This window comes from Polaribacter sp., from assembly GCF_049276715.1.
Lineage (GTDB): Bacteria > Bacteroidota > Bacteroidia > Flavobacteriales > Flavobacteriaceae > Polaribacter.
Window position 1 is genome coordinate 1 of record NZ_JBASWY010000035.1, and the last position, 21,503, is coordinate 21,503.

22 protein-coding genes are annotated in these 21,503 nt (G+C 29.6%); 14 read left to right on the forward strand and 8 right to left on the reverse strand.

Features of this window, described 5'->3' with window-relative positions; genetic code table 11:
• The first annotated feature begins 178 nt into the window (after positions 1-178).
• A complete protein-coding gene (locus WAO74_RS09690; RefSeq protein WP_422161628.1) occupies positions 179-346 on the forward strand; it encodes a hypothetical protein in 168 nt (55 codons plus the stop codon).
• A 594-nt stretch (positions 347-940) separates the two neighbouring features.
• On the opposite strand, the gene lipA is transcribed toward WAO74_RS09690, so the two are convergent.
• The 5 genes from lipA to WAO74_RS09715 are packed head-to-tail and all read right to left on the reverse strand — an operon-like array spanning position 941 to position 4,950.
• On the reverse strand, positions 941-1,810 hold the full coding sequence (lipA, locus tag WAO74_RS09695) for a lipoyl synthase (protein WP_422161629.1): 870 nt from the start codon (positions 1,808-1,810) through the stop codon (positions 941-943).
• Positions 1,811-1,851: 41 nt separating this feature from the next.
• On the reverse strand, positions 1,852-3,072 hold the full coding sequence (locus tag WAO74_RS09700) for an NRAMP family divalent metal transporter (RefSeq protein ID WP_422161631.1): 1,221 nt from the start codon (positions 3,070-3,072) through the stop codon (positions 1,852-1,854).
• 1 nt (position 3,073) lies between these two features.
• Positions 3,074-3,637: an RNA polymerase sigma factor gene (locus WAO74_RS09705; RefSeq protein ID WP_422161633.1), complete on the reverse strand. Its 564-nt coding sequence runs from the start codon at positions 3,635-3,637 to the stop codon at positions 3,074-3,076.
• Positions 3,628-4,731, reverse strand: a complete 1,104-nt coding sequence (locus WAO74_RS09710; protein WP_422161635.1) for a glycosyltransferase — start codon at positions 4,729-4,731, stop codon at positions 3,628-3,630. Before WAO74_RS09710 ends, WAO74_RS09705 begins: the two co-directional genes overlap by 10 nt.
• A gap of 15 nt (positions 4,732-4,746) precedes the next feature.
• The gene (locus tag WAO74_RS09715) at positions 4,747-4,950 is read right to left on the reverse strand and encodes a membrane or secreted protein (RefSeq protein WP_422161636.1); all 204 of its coding nucleotides are present in this window, start codon (positions 4,948-4,950) and stop codon (positions 4,747-4,749) included.
• 132 nt (positions 4,951-5,082) lie between these two features.
• On the opposite strand from WAO74_RS09715, the gene aqpZ reads away from it, so the two are divergent.
• The 9 genes from aqpZ (at position 5,083) to WAO74_RS09760 (ending at position 11,385) form a co-directional block, all read left to right on the forward strand.
• On the forward strand, positions 5,083-5,769 hold the full coding sequence (gene aqpZ, locus WAO74_RS09720) for an aquaporin Z (protein WP_422161638.1): 687 nt from the start codon (positions 5,083-5,085) through the stop codon (positions 5,767-5,769).
• A gap of 83 nt (positions 5,770-5,852) precedes the next feature.
• Positions 5,853-6,431 (forward strand): RNA polymerase sigma factor, encoded by a 579-nt coding sequence (locus WAO74_RS09725; protein WP_422161640.1) that lies wholly within the window; start codon positions 5,853-5,855, stop codon positions 6,429-6,431.
• A 49-nt stretch (positions 6,432-6,480) separates the two neighbouring features.
• Complete coding sequence (locus WAO74_RS09730; protein ID WP_422161641.1) at positions 6,481-6,804, forward strand: hypothetical protein; 324 nt, start codon at positions 6,481-6,483, stop codon at positions 6,802-6,804.
• A gap of 5 nt (positions 6,805-6,809) precedes the next feature.
• Positions 6,810-7,295, forward strand: a complete 486-nt coding sequence (locus tag WAO74_RS09735; protein WP_422161643.1) for a hypothetical protein — start codon at positions 6,810-6,812, stop codon at positions 7,293-7,295.
• A 184-nt stretch (positions 7,296-7,479) separates the two neighbouring features.
• On the forward strand, positions 7,480-7,764 hold the full coding sequence (locus tag WAO74_RS09740) for an EF-hand domain-containing protein (RefSeq protein WP_422161645.1): 285 nt from the start codon (positions 7,480-7,482) through the stop codon (positions 7,762-7,764).
• Between the two features lie 30 nt (positions 7,765-7,794).
• The gene (locus WAO74_RS09745) at positions 7,795-9,201 is read left to right on the forward strand and encodes a CotH kinase family protein (protein ID WP_422161647.1); all 1,407 of its coding nucleotides are present in this window, start codon (positions 7,795-7,797) and stop codon (positions 9,199-9,201) included.
• A 63-nt stretch (positions 9,202-9,264) separates the two neighbouring features.
• Positions 9,265-10,041 carry a YHYH protein gene (locus WAO74_RS09750; protein ID WP_422161649.1) on the forward strand — a complete coding sequence of 259 codons (777 nt, stop codon included), beginning with the start codon at positions 9,265-9,267 and terminating at the stop codon, positions 10,039-10,041.
• 77 nt (positions 10,042-10,118) lie between these two features.
• Positions 10,119-10,742, forward strand: a complete 624-nt coding sequence (locus tag WAO74_RS09755) for a toxin-antitoxin system YwqK family antitoxin (protein WP_422161651.1) — start codon at positions 10,119-10,121, stop codon at positions 10,740-10,742.
• Positions 10,732-11,385, forward strand: a complete 654-nt coding sequence (locus WAO74_RS09760; protein ID WP_422161653.1) for an SCO family protein — start codon at positions 10,732-10,734, stop codon at positions 11,383-11,385. The genes WAO74_RS09755 and WAO74_RS09760 overlap by 11 nt, the downstream gene beginning before the upstream one ends.
• Positions 11,386-11,436: 51 nt before the next feature.
• Here the strand turns inward: WAO74_RS09760 and murB are convergent, their stop codons facing one another.
• Together murB and WAO74_RS09770 are read right to left on the reverse strand one after the other, a co-directional pair.
• Positions 11,437-12,447 carry a UDP-N-acetylmuramate dehydrogenase gene (murB, locus tag WAO74_RS09765; RefSeq protein ID WP_422161654.1) on the reverse strand — a complete coding sequence of 337 codons (1,011 nt, stop codon included), beginning with the start codon at positions 12,445-12,447 and terminating at the stop codon, positions 11,437-11,439.
• Between the two features lies 1 nt (position 12,448).
• A complete protein-coding gene (locus tag WAO74_RS09770; protein WP_422161656.1) occupies positions 12,449-13,639 on the reverse strand; it encodes a pyridoxal phosphate-dependent aminotransferase in 1,191 nt (396 codons plus the stop codon).
• Positions 13,640-13,789: 150 nt separating this feature from the next.
• Between WAO74_RS09770 and WAO74_RS09775 the strand changes: the two genes are divergently transcribed.
• On the forward strand, positions 13,790-15,130 hold the full coding sequence (locus WAO74_RS09775) for an aspartyl protease family protein (RefSeq protein ID WP_422161658.1): 1,341 nt from the start codon (positions 13,790-13,792) through the stop codon (positions 15,128-15,130).
• Between the two features lie 2 nt (positions 15,131-15,132).
• On the opposite strand, the gene WAO74_RS09780 is transcribed toward WAO74_RS09775, so the two are convergent.
• Positions 15,133-15,540: a DUF1573 domain-containing protein gene (locus WAO74_RS09780; RefSeq protein ID WP_422161660.1), complete on the reverse strand. Its 408-nt coding sequence runs from the start codon at positions 15,538-15,540 to the stop codon at positions 15,133-15,135.
• A 124-nt stretch (positions 15,541-15,664) separates the two neighbouring features.
• Between WAO74_RS09780 and WAO74_RS09785 the strand changes: the two genes are divergently transcribed.
• The 3 genes from WAO74_RS09785 to WAO74_RS09795 form a co-directional block, all read left to right on the forward strand.
• Entirely contained in the window at positions 15,665-18,301 is a 2,637-nt protein-coding gene (locus WAO74_RS09785; RefSeq protein ID WP_422161661.1) for a valine--tRNA ligase, read from the forward strand.
• A gap of 736 nt (positions 18,302-19,037) precedes the next feature.
• Positions 19,038-19,421, forward strand: coding sequence for an HU family DNA-binding protein (locus WAO74_RS09790; RefSeq protein WP_422161663.1), 384 nt, complete (start codon positions 19,038-19,040; stop codon positions 19,419-19,421).
• A 683-nt stretch (positions 19,422-20,104) separates the two neighbouring features.
• Positions 20,105-21,503 (forward strand): SdrD B-like domain-containing protein (locus WAO74_RS09795; protein ID WP_422161665.1); only part of this gene is annotated, 1,399 nt, incomplete at its 3' end.

The window sequence follows — 21,503 nt, forward strand, 5'->3', positions numbered from 1 at the left end:
TTTAAAAAAACGATAGGTATTTACATTTAGTAGTTTCAAAATGTTCAATCGTCGAAAAACAAAATTTACAGATTAAAGTCTCTCTATTTTTGAAGTGTATTTAACAATACAAACAATTAATTATAAGTTGGGGGATTTATAGATTGATTACAGAACGTCTAAATTTATTTAGGCGTTTTTGCTTTTTTATATTATTCGTGTAGCTCATAAAGTTCTATTTTTAAAATTACCAAAGATAAAAGCCGTTTCAAAACTGATTTCTAAAGAAAACGAAACTGTTTTGGTACATTTAGAAAATGGTTATTATCATATTATTAAAAAGTATGACATTATAAGTGCCATTTAAATATTTAAAATCTTTAATTAAATACAGTTCATCGGTTTCAAATATCTTATCAACGAAAACTTATAAAATAAACTTAATTCTAGTGGTATCTTTGTACCGTACTTAAAAGTTAAGTGCGTAACATTTATAAGTTGGGGGATTTATAATTTGTGACGAAGTCGTCTAATATTTATTTTAGGCGGCTTTTATTTTTAAGAAAAGGATACTTTTAAGAATACGAATATTTCGAAAAAAATAAGGTGAATATAAAAACTTGTTTATTTAGCCATTTAACGGCTTTATATAGCATTTAAACGAAAATTTTTAGGATTCGCAGTTAATTAGAGTTTCTTTGTAGAGGTTAAAAGTATTATACATTATTTACGAGTTAAGGGTTTGTAAATAATTTTAAAAATTGTCAGGAAGTTCTTTTCCAGACAATTTTTTTTTTGATTTTTATTTAAAGAAAAAAACCATCAAATAGATGGTCTTTTTTAATCAACTAATTCAAATAATTTACACAATAAAAACAATTTACTACGTTGCTTTCATTTTAAGTTTTACAACCTTCGTGCCAAAAAAATATTTGAACTGAAAATTTCGTTTTTTTTACAATTAAACAGCATGTTTGTGTGCTTTGTAAGAAGATCTTACAAGTGCTCCACTTTCTACATACATAAAGCCCATTTCTAAGCCAATGGTTTCGTATTTTTTAAATTGCTCAGGGGTTATAAACTCTTTAACAGGCAAGTGTTTTTTAGTAGGTTGTAAATATTGACCAATTGTAATAATATCGCAATTTACCTCACGCAAATCTTTCATGGTTTGTATTACTTCTTCTTCCTTTTCTCCTAAACCTAACATTAAACCAGTTTTGGTGCGCATTCCTTTTTCTTTTAGGTATTTTAAAACGCCTAAACTTCTATCATATTTTGCTTGTATTCTAACTTCTCTAGTTAATCTTCTAACAGTTTCCATGTTATGAGAAACTACTTCTGGATGAACTTCTATAATTCTATCTATTTGTTTAGTATTTCCTTGAAAATCTGGAATTAAAGTTTCTAAAGTTGTGTTTGGGTTTGCTCTTCGAATTGCATCTACAGTTTCTGCCCAAATTATAGAACCACCATCTTTTAAATCATCTCTATCAACAGAAGTAATTACTGCATGTTTAATGCTCATTATTTTTATAGAGCGTGCTACTTTTTCTGGCTCATCCCATTCTACAGTTTCTGGCCTGCCTGTTTTTACACCACAAAAACCACAAGAACGAGTACAAATATTTCCAAGAATCATAAATGTTGCAGTTCCTTCTCCCCAACATTCGCCCATATTTGGACAACTTCCACTTGTGCAAATAGTATTTAATTTATACTTATCCACCAAACCTCTAAGCTCTGTATATTTTTTACCAACTGGTAATTTTACACGCAGCCAATTTGGTTTTTTTACTCTTTCTGGAAGTATTACAGATTCTATCGCCATTTTCTATCTTTATTGATGATGCAAATTTACGAAGAAAAGATTTAAATGTTTGTTAAAAACCAAACACTAAAACCTATTAAAAAGACAATACCCAAAATACTTAAAACTTTTATAAATAATTTTGGTTGATGTTCTTTAGGAGTATGCTTTCCTGTTATTAAAATATAATTTAATAGGGCATAAAAAGGCGCAGTTAAGAACGATAAAATGGTGGCAATTTTAATCAAACTCCCCATGTTTTCCATGTAGAATTGTAAGATAATAAAAGTGCCTATAAAAAGAAAAATGATCCAGAACCAATAGCCTAATTTAAATTCTTTATTTAACAATAAACTAGAACTTATATTCATTGCTCTTGGTGATGCATCTAAAGTAGTTATGGTTGTGCTAAACATAGTTGTAAATGCAGCAACAGCAATAAGAATGTGAGAAAAGTTTCCTAGATTTTTTGTATATAAATTTATTAGTTGAGATGCAAAAACTCCACCCTTATCAGAGAAAGTTTCTCCAGATTTATACATTACCAAAGCACCTAAAAGCACAAAACAAATACCTAGTAATAAAGTGCCTAAATAACCCACATTAAAGTCGAAAATTGCGTCTTTGGGTTTTATTTTTACAAAGGTGTTTTTACTTTTTTCCACAGACCAAATAGAGTGCCAAATAGAAACATCTAAAGGAGCAGGCATCCAACCTAAAAAGGCAATTAAAAAAGTAATTTCTACAGTGCCAGATGGTAAAATTTGCGAAACATCAAAAGATTCTTTAGAGCTAAATAATGCCACAGAAACAGCTGCTATTGTGCTAATTGCCAAAATGATAATGATATATTTCATCAAATTATCTAACAATTTATATTTGCCAACTACTAAAAATAAAATACTTACCAGCATTAAAATACTAGACCAAATAACCAAATTATTGGTTATTCCAAAAAGCTGAGAAGCCAAACCTGCTGTTACAATAGTTACTGCTGCTTGAATGGTAAACATGGTTGCAAAATTAATTACATAATAAATTGCTAAAGCACCTTTACCTAATTTTTTATAACCATCTAATAAAGTTTCTCCAGTTGCAGCTGCATATCTTGGCCCAAATTGAAAAAACGGATATTTAAAAATATGAACCAATAACAATGCCCAAAGTAACCCAAAACCAAATTCTGCTCCTGCTTTTGTAGATTGCACCAAATGCGAAACTCCAATTGCAGCACCTGCAAATAACAAACCTGGACCTAAGGATTGTAAGAATGATTTTTTCATACTAATCTCTCTTAATAATTTCTGCCAACAACTTTTTAGCGCGTAATAATTTTACTTTTACGTTGTTAATAGGTTCATTAATTTGATCAGAAATTTCTTTATAACTTAATTCTTGAAAATAGCGTAACTGAATCACTTCCTGATATTTAGGTTTTAGTTGTTTAATATCTCTTAACAACTTTGCTAAATTTTGTTCTCTAATAATTTTATCTTCAGGTGTTGGGTTTTCATCAATTACCAAGTAAATTTTTTCTTCTTGCTCTTTGCTGGTATCTGAATAAATAGAAACTTTTTTCTTACGTAAAATATCTATATGAACATTTTTAGAAATGGTTATTAACCAAGTTTTAAAAACGTAGCTATCATCAAAAGTGTGAATTTTATCAAAAGCTTTCGAAAAAGTTTGGATAGTAATATCTTCTGAATCATTTTCGCTTTTTGTTCTCTTTAGCTGATAATTATAAACGTCTGCCCAAAAAGTATCTAATAAATATCGAAACGCAACTTGACTGCCTTCTTTGGCTTTCGAAATATTTATGTCGATTTTTTTATCGTTTATTTCCAATGATCTGGTTTTGAAATCAAATTAGCTATAAATATACTAATTTGAATCAATAATAAACCTATTTCTAGAAAAGGTAGAAAAAAGAGTAAATAAGGTTCTTTTAGTTTTTTAGAGGCAATTCCAACTACAATGTATTGAATTAAAAAATAAGCAATTACGAACCCTAACATTATTTTATAAGAGTAAAAGAAAAATAAAATGCTTGCGAAAACGTAAAAAAATAGTTTAGAAATAGTAAATAGAGCAAGTAAAATTTGATGTTTAGGTTTGTATTTTTTCGAAATGATGGCATTATTTCTTTTTTCAAGAAACCAAGTAGAGAATGATTTTGGTGCTTTGGTTTTAGTAAAACTATTCTCACCTATACAAATTATAGTATTCTCTTTGTTTGAGGCATCTTTAATAAATAAATTACTCTCACCTTTTTTAATTTTTATGTGATTAATGAATCCTTTTACTTTAAAAAATTCTGTTTTATGATATGCAAAATTGCCATGAAAAGCCATAAAAGAATTCCCTAAGTGAGCAAAACCAAAACACTTAATGGCTTGTATAAGGTTTTCGAAACGAATAAATAAATTAAAAAGAGATTTTTCTTTTTCGAATTTATGATATCCTAAAATGATTGTTTTATGATTATTAAACTTTTGATTAAAATTAGAAATCCAATTTTTCGAAACAGGCTTGCTATCTGCATTTGTAAATAATAAATGATCATATTTTGCAGCTTTAATACCTAAAGTTAACGCGTACTTTTTGTTGGCCCAAAAAGCTTCGTTATTTTCTACTTCTAAAACTTTTATATTTTTATAATTTTTAGAAAAATTTTCCAATACTTCTTCTGTATTGTCTATTGAAGCATTGTTTATTAAAACAATTTCAAATTTAGAATAGTCTTGATTTATAATAGTAGGTAATAATTTCTCTAAATTTTTTGCTTGATTTTTTGCGAAAATAATGACCGAAATTGGTTTTTCAATACCCTCCTCATTTATGTTTTTTGGAGTAAATAAAAAAGAAGAAAATGCAATATAATAGATGATTTGAATAACTGTAAATACCACAAAAGAGTAGAAAAATACTGTAATCATCATTAATTTAAAAAAGTATTAATTATGCTGTGGTTCAGAACAAGTATCAAATTTATCTGGAGTTTTTCCACAAAAACCACAAGCATCACCATCTTTGTTTAGCATAGGGTTTTGGCTTGCGCAAGTACCTGCGAATTTACCGTCTTTTTTTGCCCAAATTTTTATGGCAATTCCTGCAACTCCAAGAGCTAACAAACCTAAAGTAAGTAATAAGAGTTTCATAATTTCTAATTATATAACAAAGATAGAGTTTCTAATGGTTCTTTAAAAAATATGGCAGGTAATTTTTATATTATAATTTTTATTAAATTTACAATTGTAAAGTAAATATTAATTATCTAAAACTTTTAAATTATGAAAAAATATTTTGCTGAATTATTTGGGACTTTTTGGTTGGTCTTTGGAGGATGTGGTAGTGCAATTTTTGCTGCTGGTTTTCCTGAATTGGGGATTGGTTTTGTTGGGGTTTCTCTAGCATTTGGTCTAACAGTTTTAACAATGGCTTTTGCAGTTGGTCATATTTCTGGAGGACATTTTAATCCTGCTGTTTCTTTTGGTTTGTGGGCAGGAGGTAAGTTTTCTGCCAAAGAATTAATTCCTTACATTATGTCTCAATTGGTTGGTGCAGTTTTAGCTGCAGCTGCATTATATTTAATTGTTTCTGGGAAATCTGGTTTTGAAACTATAGGAGGTTTTGCAGCAAATGGATATGGAGAATTATCTCCAGATAAATACTCTATGCAATCTGCTTTTATAGCTGAGTTTTTATTAACTATGTTCTTTTTGTTAATCATTTTAGGAAGCACCAATGAAAGAGCTCCAAAAGGATTTGCGCCAATAGCAATTGGTTTAGGGCTAACATTAATTCATTTAATTAGTATTCCAATTACGAATACATCTGTAAATCCTGCACGTTCTATGAGTCAGGCAATATTTGCTGGTGGCGAATATTTAACACAATCTTGGTTATTTTGGGTGGCACCAATTGCTGGCGCAATTGTGGCTGGTTTTATACATAAAGCCTTATTTGATAAAGAATAATTTTTAAGATTTTTCGATACAAGCCAGATAAATATATTGTTTATCTGGTTTTTTTGTATGTTTACTTTTTGATAAACCAAACTTTGAACGAAGAGCTTTTTATAGCAAATTTAATAGCTGGAAAACAGTCTGCATTTAGTCAACTTTTAGACGATTATCAGCAGAAAGTTTTTAGTACCTGTATTTCTTTTGTGCCTAATAAAGAAGATGCAGAAGACATTGCTCAAGAAGTTTTTTTAGAGGTTTTTAAATCTATTTCTAACTTTAAAGGAGATTCTAAACTTTCTACTTGGATTTATAGAATAGCTACCAATAAATGTCTGGAATTCATCCGAAAAAGAAACACAAAAAAAAGGTTTGCTTTTATGCAAACAATTATGGGGAATGAAATTCCTTTTGATAAAACAAATTACTTTACAGAGTTTAATCATCCAGGAATTATTTTAGAAAATAAAGAAAAATCAGCAACTATTTTTAAGGCGATTAACACACTTCCAGAATCACAAAAAGTCATTTTTACATTGGCTAAAATAGATGGAAAGAGTTATCAAGAAATTGTAGAAATTACTGGTAAAAGTTTATCATCTGTAGAATCTGTATTGTTTAGAGCAAAAAAAACGTTACAAGAAAAATTAGAATATTATTATAAAAATGAAAAATAGCGCAAGTTTTTATAATTAATTGCATCTAAATATCTATAAAATAAAAAGAATGGAAAAAAGCGACTTTATAAAACAGCAAGTTGATGATACTTTTAAAGTATTAGATAGTTTCGACGTGGTGAAAGTAAATTCTTTTTTTAAACACAAAGTTTTACAAAAAATAAATGCAGAAAAAGAGTTGGAAGAAAAATCGATTGTTTTTGGCTGGTTTACACCCAAATTACAATTAGCAACTTTAGGGTTGGTTTTACTGTTAAATGCAAGTTCTATATTTTATGTGTTTTTATCGCAAGAAAAAAATACAGAAGTTACAATAGAAACTTTTGCAAAATCGTATTCGTTGCAAACTGAAACTAATTACATTTTAAATTAAAAAGGATGAAATCAAAATTACTGCCTTCACTTTTAATAATTCTTATTGTTTTAAATGGTTTTTTAATTTTTTTATTGGTAAAAAAACCATATCAAAATACAGGGCGTCCTTCTCAAAGAGACTTCTTAATAGAACAACTACAATTTACTCAAGATCAGAAAGAAAAATTTGAAAAACTTGATGAGATTCATAGAGAAACAATGACGGATTTGGATGAAAAAATAAGAAAGCAAAAAGATGTTTTGTTTAATTCTTTTAGCAATGAAACTATAAATACGGACTCCTTAATTACTATTCAAGGAAATTTGCAAGTAAAAAAAGAAAAGGAAGTTTTTCGTTTTTTTAAATCTGCAAGAAAAATTTGCGCTCCAAATCAACTAGAAAAATTCGATGAAATAATAGATAAAGCTTTAAAAGGAGGAGAACGAAGACCTCCAAGAAATGACGAAAGAAGACCTCCAAGAGAAGGGGGAATGCCACCTCCAAGGTAAATTGTTGTAAATTTATATCCTATAATTTAAACTAAAAATATGTATAGTTTAAACTTTTATTTTAAGCCTTATCATTTTCATTGATATTACTTTTTTGTTAAACTAAAGTTAAAGAAAAAAATAGACAACAAGTTTTTATAATTTTTTGCATCTAAACTCTTATAAACTTAAAAATAGATTTGAAATGAAAAAATCAGCAAGCAACATTATTAGAGTTTTAGGATTGATGTTATTAACGTCTACCATAACTTTTAGTCAAGAAAGAAATGAAGAAGAAAGACCAAAAGGACCACCATCAATTAAACAAATTTTTAAAGATTTAGATACTAATGAAGATGGTAAAATTTCTTTGAAAGAGGTAAAAGGACCTTTAAAAAAAGACTTCAAAAAAATTGATACCAACAAGGATGGCTTTATTTCTAAAGAAGAATTAGAAAAAGCCCCAAAACCGGAAAGAAAAAGAAATTAAAATCAATACAAAAATCCAAAATTTTTAAAAATGAAAAACTTACAAAGAATCTTATTTTCGGTTTTAACGCTATCAATTATTTTTGCTTGCTCAAAAGATGACATTGCAGAAACAATGATAGATGAAGAAGTTATTGTTATAGATGATACCGATTTTGAAGCAACAGACTGGACAACAGAAACGCATACTAAAGATGTAGAACCAAATTTAGAAGAAGTATTCGAAGATAATACAGTAAAAAGGTTAGACTTTGTTATTACCAAAGAACGTTGGCAAAGTATGTTAAATGATATGACAGCAACTTATGGAACTTTTGGTGCTGGAGGAGGACAAGGAGGTAGTTTGGTAGAATCTGATGAAGATCCAATTTTTGTGCCTGGAGAAGTTTTTTATGAAGGGAAACAATGGTACAGAGTTGGTTTGCGTTTTAAAGGAAATTCAAGCTTACAATCTAGCTGGAAAGCAGGAATTTTAAAATTATCATTCAAGTTAGATTTTGATGAATTTGAAGATGATTATCCACAGATAAAAAACCAACGTTTTTATGGTTTCAAAAAATTAAGTCTTAAAAATAATTATGACGATAAATCCATGTTAAGAGAAAAAGTAGCTACAGATGTTTTTAGAAATGCAGGTTTGGTAGCTTCACATACCGCTTTTTATACATTGTATGTAGATCATGGAAATGGGCCTGAATATTTTGGATTGTATACTTTAGTAGAGGAAGTAGATGATACTGTAATTGACACTCAATTTTCTGACAATGATGGTAATTTATACAAGCCAGATGGAGATGCTGCAAGTTTTGCTAGCGGAACTTTTAATGAAGATGAATATGTAAAAAAAACAAATGAAGACGAAGCAGATTTTACAGATGTTTCTAATTTATTGAGTATTATAAATGATGGTTCTAGAACTACTGATGCTGCAACTTGGAGAACAAATTTAGAGGCTGTTTTAGATACAGATGTCTTTTTAAAATATTTGGCCGTAAATACAACCATACAAAATTGGGATACGTATGGAAGAATGACACATAATTATTTTTTATATAATAACCCTGATACTAGTAAATTAACATGGATTCCTTGGGATAATAATGAATCTTTACAAACTGGAAAACAAGGAGGCTCTCATGCTTTAAATTTTTCAGGTTTAAATGCTGCTCAATGGCCTTTAATTGGTTACATTTATCAAGATGAAGTGTATAAAGAAAAATACGAAACCTATTTACAAGAAACAATTGATGGTGCATTTAATGAAAATACAATTGAAGCTTTATACACATCCTATGCAACATTAGTTGAACAATATGCTACTTCAGAGCTAGCAGGTTATACATTTTTGAACAATAGTTCAGAGTTTCAATCAGCAGTAAATCAATTAAAAACGCATGTTTCTTCAAGAAAAACAGCAGTAGAGAATTATTTACAATAATTTACGCAAGTTTTTTTTAAAAAAAAGCATCTAAATAAAAACTAAATTAAAAATAGAATAATTATGAATTTCAAAAAATTAGCTTTTATAGCTTTCAGCACATTAGTATTATTTTCTTGTGATAAAGAAGAAGAAACTGTAACAGAAGTAACTCCAGAAACTTCAGCAATCAGCACACCTTTATCAGCATTTGATGAATTTAATTCTGATTCCGTTACTATTTCTTTCGATGGTGATCAAATAACCATAGACTCTAATGGATTGCCAAACCATACATCTCCTTATTGGGCGAGCACGAATCCTTTGCATATAGACCAAATAGTTGGAGATCATCTAACACCGGGAAACATTCAAAGTGGTAGTTTTATAGTTACAGTTTCTTCTGCTCCAGAAAAAGCTGCTACTAGCTCAGCTACAGGTTTAGGTGCTATTGGTATTTCTGTAACAGGTGTTCCAATTTTTAATGGTCAAGAAGGTCAAAATAGAGCTTTAGACGCACAAACGGCTACTGGTTTCGATTATGCTGGTGGGCACAATGGTCCAAGTGGATATCATTATCATATAGAATCTACAGACATTCCAGAAAACACAGTTTTATCTTTTGATGATGAAGATTTGGTTGGTATTATGGCTGATGGATTTTTATTGTATGGGAGAAAATGTAATTCATTAGGAGATCACCCAACAGATTTAGATGTTTCTGGTGGTCATACTTCCTCTACACAACATAGTAATAATGATGAATTTTATCATTATCATATTATCAATGAATTCTATGTTAATACTTACATTCTTTTATTTGGTGGTGCTTTACAAGGCACTCCAAATAGTATCTTATAATTAATTTCTAAAAATAGAACTACCTAAAACTTATAATCTTTTCGTTTTAGGTGGTTATTTTTATTAAAATTCACAAAATGAGTAGAAACTTATTGTTTGTTTTTTTAGTAGTGATCTCTCTATTTAGTTGTAATCATAAAAATTCTAAAATTACAACTGAAACAATTTTAGAAGATACGTTTAGAAAAATACCAGATACTTTAGTCCACAAATCAGCTCTTTTTTATGATACAAAAACATCACTTTGGTCTTTAAATAAAAAGAGCTTTTCAGGTTATGCTGTCAGTTTCTATTCAGATAATTCATTAAAAGAAAAAATAGGTATATTAAATGGTAAAAAGCACAATTTAACCATTGAATGGTATGCTGATGGACACTATAAACATCTTACAAATTATCAAAATGGTAAAGCTCATGGAGATAAGAAAACTTGGTCACCAGATTCCTTACATATTTTAGTAGCTCATTTTAAATATGTATTTGGTAAACCCCATGGAGAACAGAAAAAATGGTATGCAACAGGAGAGTTATTCAAAAAAATGAATTTGAATATGGGAAAAGAAGAAGGAATTCAGCAGGCTTATAGGCCAAATGGAGCTTTATATACCAATTACGAAGCTAAAGAAGGTAGAATTTTTGGATTGAAAAAAACAGCTCTTTGTTATAGTTTAGAGGATGAAAATATTAAGCATGAAAAATAAAATTGTTTATTTCTTATTATTGATTGGTTTGATTGCTTGTAAGGAATCAAAAAAAAATGAAAGCAGAATTGCAACACTTCCTTTTTATAATGAGCCAACTTTTACACCAAAATGGTTGGATGCAAACGATGAAAAATTAGGTAGTTTTCATACAATTCCAGATTTTGAGTTAACGAATCAAAATGGAGAAATCATCACTCAAAAAACATTTGAAAACAAAATTTATGTAACAGATTTTTTCTTTACTACGTGTCCAGGTATTTGCCCAATGATGACCAAAAATATGCACTTAATTCAAGAAGCTTTTAAAGAAGATGATACAATTTTAATACTGTCGCATTCTGTAACTCCTACAAAAGATTCAGTTCCTCAATTAAAAACATACGCCATAGAAAATGAGGTTGGAAAAAATTGGCATTTGGTTACTGGTGATAAAAAACAAATTTACGATTTGGGAAGACAATGGTATTTTGTTGAAGAAGATTTAGGTGAAACTAAAGGTTTAGACGATTTTCTACACACAGAAAATTTTATTTTAATTGATAAAAACAAGCATATTAGAGGTATTTATAACGGCTTAAATAAAAATTCAGTTAAACAATTAATTGCAGATATAAATACATTAAAAAAAGAAACGCTATAATATTGGGGGATGTTATATCGTAAAAGCCTATCATTAATTTGATAGGTTTTTTTATTCAATAATATTTACCTCAATTTCTAATGCAATTTTAAACTGGGTTAGTATTTTTTTTTGGATTTTTTTTGCCAACATATAAATTTCAACACCAGTAGCATTGCCATAGTTTACCAAAACCAAAGCTTGTTTTTCATGCACGCCATAATCACCAAAACGTTTGCCTTTAAAGCCTGCCTTTTCTATTAACCAACCCGCAGGAATTTTAATTTCATTTTCAGAAACTGTATAATAAGGTATCTCTTGATATGCTTCTTGTAGCACTAAAAATTCATTTTTAGTAATAACAGGGTTTTTAAAAAAACTACCACTGTTTCCAATTTCGTTTGGATCTGGCAGTTTCGACTTCCTAATGGCAATTACGGCATTAGAAATGTCTTTTAAAGTTGGTTTTAGAATGTTTTTTGAAGCTAGTTCAGTTTCTATTGCTCCGTAAGAAGTATTTAAAACATGATGTTGTTTGGTTAATTTAAAACCTACAGCAGTAATAATGTATTTACCTTTAACTTCATTTTTAAAAATAGAGTTTCGATACCCAAAATTACAGTCGGTATTCGAAAAAGTAACCAGTTTTTGCGTATCAATATGTAAAGCTTCCACTTTAGTAATGGTGTCTTTTACTTCAACTCCATAAGCTCCAATATTTTGTATTGGGCAAGTGCCTACATTTCCTGGAATTAAAGATAAATTTTCTAAACCTCCAAAATTATTTTCTACACAAAACAACACAAATTCATGCCAATCTTCTCCAGCATTTACAGTGATATAAACATTGTTATTATCTTCTTTATCAATAGAAATTCCTTTGATATTAATATGAACCACTAACTTTTCAATATCTTTTGTTAGCAGCATATTGCTACCTCCAGAGATTAAGAAAATATCTTTTTCAACTTTTAGAAGTTGTTGTAATTCGTAAACAGAATTGATTGAAATAAAACGCTTTGCAAGAACATCAATACCAAAAGTATTGTAGTTTTTAAGCGATATGTTTGTTTGAATATTCAATTTAGTTTTTGTAAACTTTCAAAGCTTCACCTAAAATCTTAACAGAACTAATCAAATCTTTCTTATTTAAAACATATGCCATTCTAATTTGGTTTTTTCCTTCTCCAGGAGTAGAGTAAAAACCGCTTGCAGGCGCAACCATGACAGTTTCGTTATTGTAATGAAATTTTTCTAACATCCATTTTGCAAAATCATCAGTATCTGTAACAGGCAATTCTGCCACACAATAAAAAGCACCTTTTGGTTTGGCAACTTTTACACCATCAATTTTCTCTAATTCAGATATTAAAGTATTTCTTCTTTCTACATATTCTGCTTTTACATTATCAAAATAACTTTGTGGGGTATCTAAAGCAGCTTCACTAGCAAGTAACGCATACGTTGGCGGACTTAAACGTGCTTGTGCAAATTTTATAGCAGTAGCAATAAAAGCTTCATTTTTAGAAACAATACAACCAATTCTTGCTCCACACATGCTGTAACGTTTAGAAACTGAATCGATTACAATTGCATTTTCTTCTAAACCTTTTATAGATAATACAGAAGTATGTTGCAAACCATCGTACGTAAATTCTCTATAAACTTCATCAGCAATTAAAAATAAATCGTGTTTTAAAACAATCTTTTTCAATTTTTCAATTTCTTCTTCAGAATATAAATAGCCTGTTGGGTTTCCAGGATTACAAATTAAAATTGCTTTTGTTTTTTTGGTGATGAGTTTCTCAAAATCTTCAATTTTTGGCAACGCAAAATTGGTATCTATATTTGAAATCACAGGAACAACTGTTACTCCAGAAGCTGTGGAAAAACCATTGTAATTCGCATAAAAAGGTTCTGGAATTATAATTTCATCTCCAGGATCTGTAATACTTCCAATGGTAAAAAGTAACGCTTCAGAGCCCCCTGTTGTAACCACAATATTACCAGCATTAACAGGAATATTATGGTTTTTATAATAATTTGCCAATTTAATTCTATAACCTTCAGAGCCTTCAGAACGTGCATATTCAAGTGTTTCTATAGTATTGTTTTTTACAGCATCTAAGGCAACTTGAGGTGTTTTTATATCTGGCTGACCAATATTTAAATGATACACTTTAGTTCCACGTTTTTTTGCGTCTTCGGCATAAGGAACTAATTTTCTTATTGGCGATTCTGGCATGTGAAGCCCTTTTCTAGATATTGATGGCATAATTTTTAGTACTTTATTTTCTATGCAAATTTGCGAAATATATTTTAAATCCTTTAGAGATTTTACAATTCTTTAAAAGGTTAAACATTTCTTAAAAAGAATAAAAACCTTTTCTTAATTCGTATCTTCATTGCTATAGATTTTAAGCCTTTGAAAAAAATAGTTACCTTTTTATTTCTGATATTTTTAGCCTTTTCATCAAAATTTAAAGCACAAGAAGGTTTTCGATTTGTAAATGAAAGCAAGCATCATGAAAGAGTTAAGTTTCAGTTAATTAATAACTTAATTGTAATTCCATTAGAAATTAATGGAAAAAAACTATCGTTTATATTAGATTCTGGTGTGAGCAAAACCATTCTTTTTAATATCACTGAAACAGATAGTATTGGTCTAAAAAATGTTGAAAAAGTGCAATTGCAAGGTTTGGGTGGTGGAAATTCGGTTGATGCTTTACTTTCTAAAAATAATACGTTGTCTATCAAAAAAATTGCTGGTTTTAATGAGACTATTTATGTGCTGGTAAAAAATCTTTTCGACTTATCCAGTAAAATGGGAACTACCATTCATGGCATTATTGGGTATAATTTACTAAGTAATTTTATTGTAAAAATAAATTACAATTCAAAAGTAATCGACTTTTATAATCCTAAAACATTTAAGTATCGAAAATGCCGAAAATGCGAAATATTTCCTTTAGAATTCTATAGAAATAAGCCTTACATAGATGCGCAAATTCAAATGGATACTATTGGTAATCAGCTTACTGATGTGAAACTTTTAATTGATTCTGGTGGAAGTGATGCTATTTGGCTTTTTGAAGATACAGACCAAGTTATTAAAACCCCAAAACGTTTTTTTAATGATATTTTAGGCGAAGGTTTAAGTGGTGCTATTTATGGCAATAGAAGTAGAATTCCGAAATTAAAATTAAAATCTTTTGATATTAAAAGTCCAACTGTATCTTTTTTAGACTCGATATCAACCAGAAATGCAAGAAGTTTTGAAGAACGAAATGGCAGTATTGGAGCAGGAGTTTTAAAAAGGTTTATGGTTTGGTTCGATTATCCTAACAAACAAATCATGCTTAAAAAAACGAATTCTTTTAAAAAAACATTTAACTATAATATGAGTGGTTTAGACGTTGTTTATAATGGAAAACAATTGATTAAAGAAGAAGAAACCAAAACGTATAGTGATGCTTACAGTCAAAATGTAGAAACCAATAATTCCGTTAGTTTTATTACAAGTTTTTCTTACAAATTTAAACCATCCTTTATCATAAAAAATGTAGTGAAAGGATCTCCTGCTTATAAGGCTGGACTATTGAAAGATGATATTATTTTAAATATTAATTACAAACCAGCTCATGAATTTACCTTGGGTAAAATTTTAGAAAAATTTCAAGCAGACCCTAATAAAAAAATAAGATTGGTTATTGATAGAAAAGGAACAGAAATGAAATTCGACTTTCGATTAGAAAAGAAAATATAATGCTAATTAGAATCAGAAAGTAAACTTTTCTCTTTCTCTAAAGAAACGCCTTCTTCTACAAAACCCTTAATTTTAATCACTTTTCTTGGGTTTTTTGCATTCGAAAAAATAGTGATCATTTTTGAGAAACCACCAACTCTTTTCGTGTCATAAGAAACTTTTATTTCTCCTTGTTCACCTGGCATAATAGGTTTTTCAGGCTTTTTTGGCACAGTACAACCACAAATCGATTGTATGTTTGTAATGATTATTGGTTGATCACCAACATTTGTAAACTTAAAAATTCTTTCTCCATTTGCATCTTTTGAAATTTTACCATAGTCTATAGTTTCGTTTTCAAATTTAAATTCTTGCGCATTGAAAGAGATTGATATAAAAAGGATAGTTAAAATAGTTCCGAAAGCTTTCATAATTAAAAATTTACATTGTAAAATTACTACTAATATTTTATTTTAAAAAATACAACAGCTAATTTTATTTACAAAATAGAGATTTGTATTTTTGTCGACTATATATCAAAAATTATTCCAAAATATGTCAATTCCATCTAAATATGATGCAAGTAAGGTAGAAGATAAGTGGTATGCTTACTGGATGAAAAATAACTATTTTCATTCAACACCAGATGAAAGAGAACCTTACACAATTGTAATTCCACCTCCAAACGTTACTGGAGTATTACACATGGGGCATATGTTGAACAATACGATTCAAGATGTACTAATTAGACGTGCACGTTTATTAGGCAAAAATGCATGTTGGGTTCCTGGTACAGACCATGCTTCTATAGCAACAGAGGCAAAAGTAGTGGCTAAATTAAAAGAACAAGGAATCAATAAAAACGATTTAACCAGAGAAGAGTTTTTAGCGCATGCTTGGGAGTGGAAACACGAATATGGAGGGATTATTTTAGATCAATTAAAAAAATTAGGATGCTCTTGCGATTGGGATAGAACAGCTTTTACCATGGATCCAGAAATGTCTGAAGCCGTAATAAAAGTTTTTGTTGATTTATATAACAAAGGCTTAATTTACAGAGGTTACAGAATGGTAAATTGGGATCCTGAAGCAAAAACAACCTTGTCTGATGAAGAGGTGATTTATGAAGAAAAACAAGGTAATTTATACTATTTACAATATCAAATTGAAGACTCAGAAGATACATTAACTATTGCAACTACAAGACCAGAAACCATTTTTGGAGACACTGCCATTTGCATCAATCCATATGATGAACGCTTTATACATTTAAAAGGAAAAAAAGCGATTGTTCCTTTATGTGGAAGAGTTATTCCAATTATTGAAGATGAGTATGTTGATGTAGAGTTCGGAACAGGTTGTTTAAAAGTTACACCCGCTCATGATGAAAATGATAAAAAATTAGGTGAAAAACACCAACTTGAAGTAATTGATATTTTTAATGAGGATGCGTCTTTAAATTCTTTCGGATTGCATTATCAAGGAAAAGATCGATTTGTTGTTCGTAAAGAAATTACCAAAGAACTGGAAGAAAAAGGATTTTTAGTAAAAACAGAAATCCATACAAACAAAGTAGGAACCTCAGAAAGAACAAAAGCAGTCATTGAACCAAGATTGTCAGATCAATGGTTTTTAAAAATGGAAGAATTGGTTAAACCTGCCATTGAAGCAGTTTTGGGCGAAAATTCTGAAATAAATTTAGTACCTAAAAAGTTTGACAATACCTATCGTCATTGGATGGAAAATATTCGCGATTGGAATATTTCACGTCAATTATGGTGGGGACAACAGATTCCAGCCTATTATTTTGGTGATGGAAAAGAAGATTTTGTTGTTGCTGAGAATATTGAAACAGCTCTTGAGCTTGCAAAAGAGAAAACCAACAACCGAGAATTAACAATCAACAACTTGCATCAAGATTCTGATGCACTTGATACTTGGTTTTCATCATGGTTATGGCCAATGTCTGTTTTTGACGGAATTCGAAATCCTGAAAATGAAGAGATTAACTATTATTATCCCACAAACGATTTAGTGACTGGTCCAGATATTTTGTTTTTCTGGGTGGCAAGAATGATCATAGCTGGGTATGAATATAAAGGAGAAAAACCTTTTCAAAATGTGTATTTAACAGGTTTGGTTCGTGACAAACAACGTCGTAAAATGTCAAAATCCTTAGGAAATTCACCTGATGCACTTAAATTAATTGACGATTATGGCGCAGATGGTGTAAGAGTTGGTTTGTTATTGAGTTCAGCTGCTGGAAACGATTTAATGTTTGATGAAGATTTATGTCAACAAGGAAAAGGTTTTGCAAACAAAATTTGGAATGCCTTTCGTTTGATAAAAGGTTGGGAAATTGATACTAATATAAATCAGCCAGCAACTGCAAAAATTGGTTTGGCTTGGTATGAATCAAAGTTTCAAAAAGCTTTTGCAGAAATTGAAGATCATTTTTCGAAATATCGTTTGTCAGATGCTTTAATGGCAATTTACAAGTTGATAAATGATGATTTTTCATCATGGTTATTAGAGATTGTAAAACCTGCTTATCAACAACCTATTGATGCAAAAACGTATGCTGCTATTATTGAAGTGTTAGAAAATAATTTAAAAGTATTGCATCCTTTTATGCCTTTTTTAACGGAAGAAATTTGGCAATTTATTGCAGATAGAACTCCAGAGGAAGCCTTGATTATTGCAAAATATCCTGTTATTAAAGAGTTTGATGCTAAAATAATCAGCGATTTTGAAGTTGCAACAGATGTAATTTCAGGTATAAGAACCATCAGAAAAGATAAAAATATCGCCTTTAAAGACAGCATTGAATTGTTTGTGATTGATAACGAAACTATTTCTAGAAGTTTTGACGAAGTTATTCAAAAACTAACAAATGCATCAGTCATTAATTATGTTTCAGAAAAAGTAGATGGTGCTTCTTTTAGAGTAAAATCAAATGAATATTTTGTGCCAATCGCTATTGAAAATATTGATGTTGCAGCCGAAATTGAAAAACTAAATGCTGAGTTAAAAAGAGCAGAAGGTTTCCTTTTCGGAATTTCAAAAAAGCTTTCAAACGAAAATTTTGTAGCGAATGCGCCAGCTCAAGTACTAGAATTAGAGCGTAAAAAAGAATCGGATACAATTGCTAAAATAGAAACGATAAAAAGTAGTTTGGCGAGTTTGCAGTAAAAATTAGTGTTTTTATATATTGCAGCTTTATAAACAAGAAGTTGAGAGCTATAAATGATGTGTTTAAGAATTAAAAAAGAACGAATTGTATTACACGATTCGTTTTTTTTTTTACGATTTTTTTCATCATTTAAAACCTAGAATAAAGAGTTATTTAATTTTTTTGAAGGTATGTTCTAGTTAATAAATAATGCCCTTAATTCAAATAAAAAGCCTTCTTTAATCATTTAAGAGTATTTTTTTGACTTTTACAACCCCTTTTTTCTGAAAAAGTAACTTTATCAACAAAACAGGGTAAAATGTTTATAACTTCCTGTTTTTATAAATAATTTGCTATTGGTTTCTAGAATAAGTCTTTATAGTTTTACAGTGTAGATATTATTTTTTTTAGGAGAAATAATGCCACAAAAAAAAAGGCTTAAAGTTGGAGCTTTAGGACCTTTTTAAAAACGGTAACACTTTAAGAAGTGTGTAGTTCTTTTTAACACTATAAAATTACAACACTTCTTTTAGCTTACCAAAAATATTTTGAACATATTTTAAAGCAGTCTTCCAAACTGCCAATGGTACGCTTATGACTTAATTTTACTCACTTTTTCCTATGCTATCATAGCATGGTTATGCTCTAAAATCGTGAAGAGCATTCGCATTTTATGTGGATTTAAAAACGGAAAAGAGGTTTGTAAACCTTCTATAAAAAAATTACAACACATTTATAAATTTTTAAAACAAAAAAATGGGCATTAAATTTAAGCCATTAGCAAGAGTAAATCCTTTAGATAGGGCAGCAGATCCTAAATATTATGCAGCAGTAGTTGCCAACGGAAGTGTAGATTTTGAAACACTCGCAGAACAAATATCTGAACAATGTACAGTAACTGAAACCGACTGTTTGGCGGTTTTAAACGTATTGGAACAAAACATTGTAAGAGAGTTAAAACAAGGGCGCATTGTACGTTTGGGAAAACTAGGTAATTTTCAAGTAAGTTTAAGCTCACAAGGCTTTAGTGGGTTAGGAGAAGTTACAGCAAGTGCCGTTAAAAAAGCGAGAATTCTGTTTAGACCGTCAAAGAAAATGCGGAATTTATTAAGCAACCTTTCTTATCAAAAAGTAGGGTAGTGTAGCAAATTGAAACCTTATAAAGCAATTATTTTGTAAGGTATAATAGGTACGTGTTTTAAACCTCAATACATTTTGTATTGAGGTTTTTTTAGCAAAAAACCTCAAATTACGTCCGTACGCAACTTTTACTGGGTCTTGATGCAACTTTTATTGCGTCTTGAGGGGATAAAAATTGCGCCTAGAGCCAATTTTTAAACCCAAAAAACACTTTTTTTTGCTTAAAAAAGGGTGTTTTTACAAGTAAAAAGGTTCATTTTTTGGTGTTTTAAGCCTTGAAAATGGGCTAATATTAATTTTTCATTTATCGAAATAAACGTTCAAATCATCGAAAATATCATTTTATAAAAATAGGAATCGATTATTTTTGCATCGTTAAAAATAGTATAAGAATTAAAATTTTAAAAAAACAAAAGAGTACAATTAAAAACCAATACACTTAAAACCCTTTTTATGAATTACACAAAAAAACTTCAGTATTCAAAAGTGTTTGTAGTACACCCCAATACAAATAGCTTTTCAACAACAAACATTTTAAATCTTAATCTTTTTCAATATAATTTATGTTAAAACTTTATAAATATAGTTTAAATTAAAAATTTACCAAAACAATACAATTGTTTGTGGGTTTAAATTTGATATAAAATTTACAAAAAACCAAATTCCATTTAAAATTATCACAAATGAAAATTAAATTACACCTAAAATTTCTAACAATATTAGTAGTTTTCCTTACAACAGGGTTTATGTCTGCACAAACTATGTACGATGTAATGTTAGGTACAGATAATAAAAAAATAACAGAAGTTCAAATTGAGTTCAATGGAATCACCATTACACAAACAAATGGTTTTGGAACAGCTAATGCTCCAGCTTCAAGACAAACTACTTTACCAGTTTTGATGAACTACACTAAAATAAATGATGGTGGTTCAACAAAAACATTAAGCTTTTTTAATGCTGCTGGTGCTTATGTTACCAACAATAATTTTACAATTGCTGCAACAGGTGTTGGGGTTTATAATATGGGTAACGAAACACTAACTGCTAACGGAATTCCTGCTTTGGAAGAAGAAATGCAAAATATGGTAAAAAGCAGAAATGCTTTAAATTACTTATTTTATGATGGTACTTCAAATATACCTCCAGGTCCAGATTTTGATATTTATTGGTCTAAAGCATTACAAAATGACGATAATTTAGTTGTAAGTGAAAGAGATGGTAATACTTTTTTTAGAATTATTCCTTTAGATATTAATGGTAATCCAATAGCATCTGCTAGAGAATTAAGGTTTGGTTTTCAAAATGGAGTCAACTCACCTGATGGTAATAATAAATATGATTGGAATCTTGGTTATGGTTCAGCTGGTAGAAATGCAAGTCAACCACAATATTTTTCTGTAATAGGTGTAGATTTATTTAATTCTGCACAACCTATATATGGTTTTAGAATTGATAATGATGGAGATGCTGATGTTAAATTCTATGGTCTTTCTGACAATACTTACGATGATAACCCAACAAATCCTTTAGTACCAGGTTTAATTGGTAATGTTTTTAACGATTTAGATAAATTAAATGACAACACAGTAGATGGTTCAGGTATTTCCTTACCATCAGGAACACAGTTATATGCAAGCTTATTAAATAGTTCAAATGTAATTATTGGAACAAAGCCCATCAATAGTGATGGTACTTACGAATTCTTAAATCTTACTAAAAACACTAATTACTCAGTTGTATTACATACTAACCCTGCAGGTTCTAGTACACCTAATCTTCCAGCAAATTGGATAAATACTGGCGAAAATGTAGGAGCTGGTGCTGGTAATGATGGAAATGTAAATGGAATCATTTCTACTTCTGTAGGCACTGTTTTAAAAACACAAGTTAATTTTGGTATTGTTGAACAATCAGGATCAATAGGAGACACTGTTTGGTATGATGCAGATGGAAATGGTTCTCAAAATGGTGGTGAGAGTGGTTTAGAAGGAGCAACAGTAACTTTAGATCCTGGAACTCCTGGAAATACTGCTGATGATATAACAACAACCACAGATGCTAATGGAAATTATTTATTCG

What these genes read in the sequence shown, in the direction of transcription:
- aqpZ (WP_422161638.1), top strand. Translation starts at nt 5,083, where the DNA reads ATGAAAAAATATTTTGCTGAATTATTTGGGACTTTTTGGTTGGTCTTT.
- WAO74_RS09750 (WP_422161649.1), top strand. Translation starts at nt 9,265, where the DNA reads ATGAATTTCAAAAAATTAGCTTTTATAGCTTTCAGCACATTAGTATTA.
- WAO74_RS09760 (WP_422161653.1), top strand. Translation starts at nt 10,732, where the DNA reads ATGAAAAATAAAATTGTTTATTTCTTATTATTGATTGGTTTGATTGCT.
- WAO74_RS09785 (WP_422161661.1), top strand. Translation starts at nt 15,665, where the DNA reads ATGTCAATTCCATCTAAATATGATGCAAGTAAGGTAGAAGATAAGTGG.
- WAO74_RS09755 (WP_422161651.1), top strand. Translation starts at nt 10,119, where the DNA reads ATGAGTAGAAACTTATTGTTTGTTTTTTTAGTAGTGATCTCTCTATTT.
- WAO74_RS09770 (WP_422161656.1), bottom strand. Translation starts at nt 13,639, where the DNA reads ATGCCATCAATATCTAGAAAAGGGCTTCACATGCCAGAATCGCCAATA.
- lipA (WP_422161629.1), bottom strand. Translation starts at nt 1,810, where the DNA reads ATGGCGATAGAATCTGTAATACTTCCAGAAAGAGTAAAAAAACCAAAT.
- WAO74_RS09730 (WP_422161641.1), top strand. Translation starts at nt 6,481, where the DNA reads ATGGAAAAAAGCGACTTTATAAAACAGCAAGTTGATGATACTTTTAAA.
- WAO74_RS09700 (WP_422161631.1), bottom strand. Translation starts at nt 3,072, where the DNA reads ATGAAAAAATCATTCTTACAATCCTTAGGTCCAGGTTTGTTATTTGCA.
- WAO74_RS09710 (WP_422161635.1), bottom strand. Translation starts at nt 4,731, where the DNA reads ATGATGATTACAGTATTTTTCTACTCTTTTGTGGTATTTACAGTTATT.
- WAO74_RS09780 (WP_422161660.1), bottom strand. Translation starts at nt 15,540, where the DNA reads ATGAAAGCTTTCGGAACTATTTTAACTATCCTTTTTATATCAATCTCT.
- WAO74_RS09790 (WP_422161663.1), top strand. Translation starts at nt 19,038, where the DNA reads ATGGGCATTAAATTTAAGCCATTAGCAAGAGTAAATCCTTTAGATAGG.
- WAO74_RS09745 (WP_422161647.1), top strand. Translation starts at nt 7,795, where the DNA reads ATGAAAAACTTACAAAGAATCTTATTTTCGGTTTTAACGCTATCAATT.
- WAO74_RS09715 (WP_422161636.1), bottom strand. Translation starts at nt 4,950, where the DNA reads ATGAAACTCTTATTACTTACTTTAGGTTTGTTAGCTCTTGGAGTTGCA.
- WAO74_RS09740 (WP_422161645.1), top strand. Translation starts at nt 7,480, where the DNA reads ATGAAAAAATCAGCAAGCAACATTATTAGAGTTTTAGGATTGATGTTA.
- WAO74_RS09735 (WP_422161643.1), top strand. Translation starts at nt 6,810, where the DNA reads ATGAAATCAAAATTACTGCCTTCACTTTTAATAATTCTTATTGTTTTA.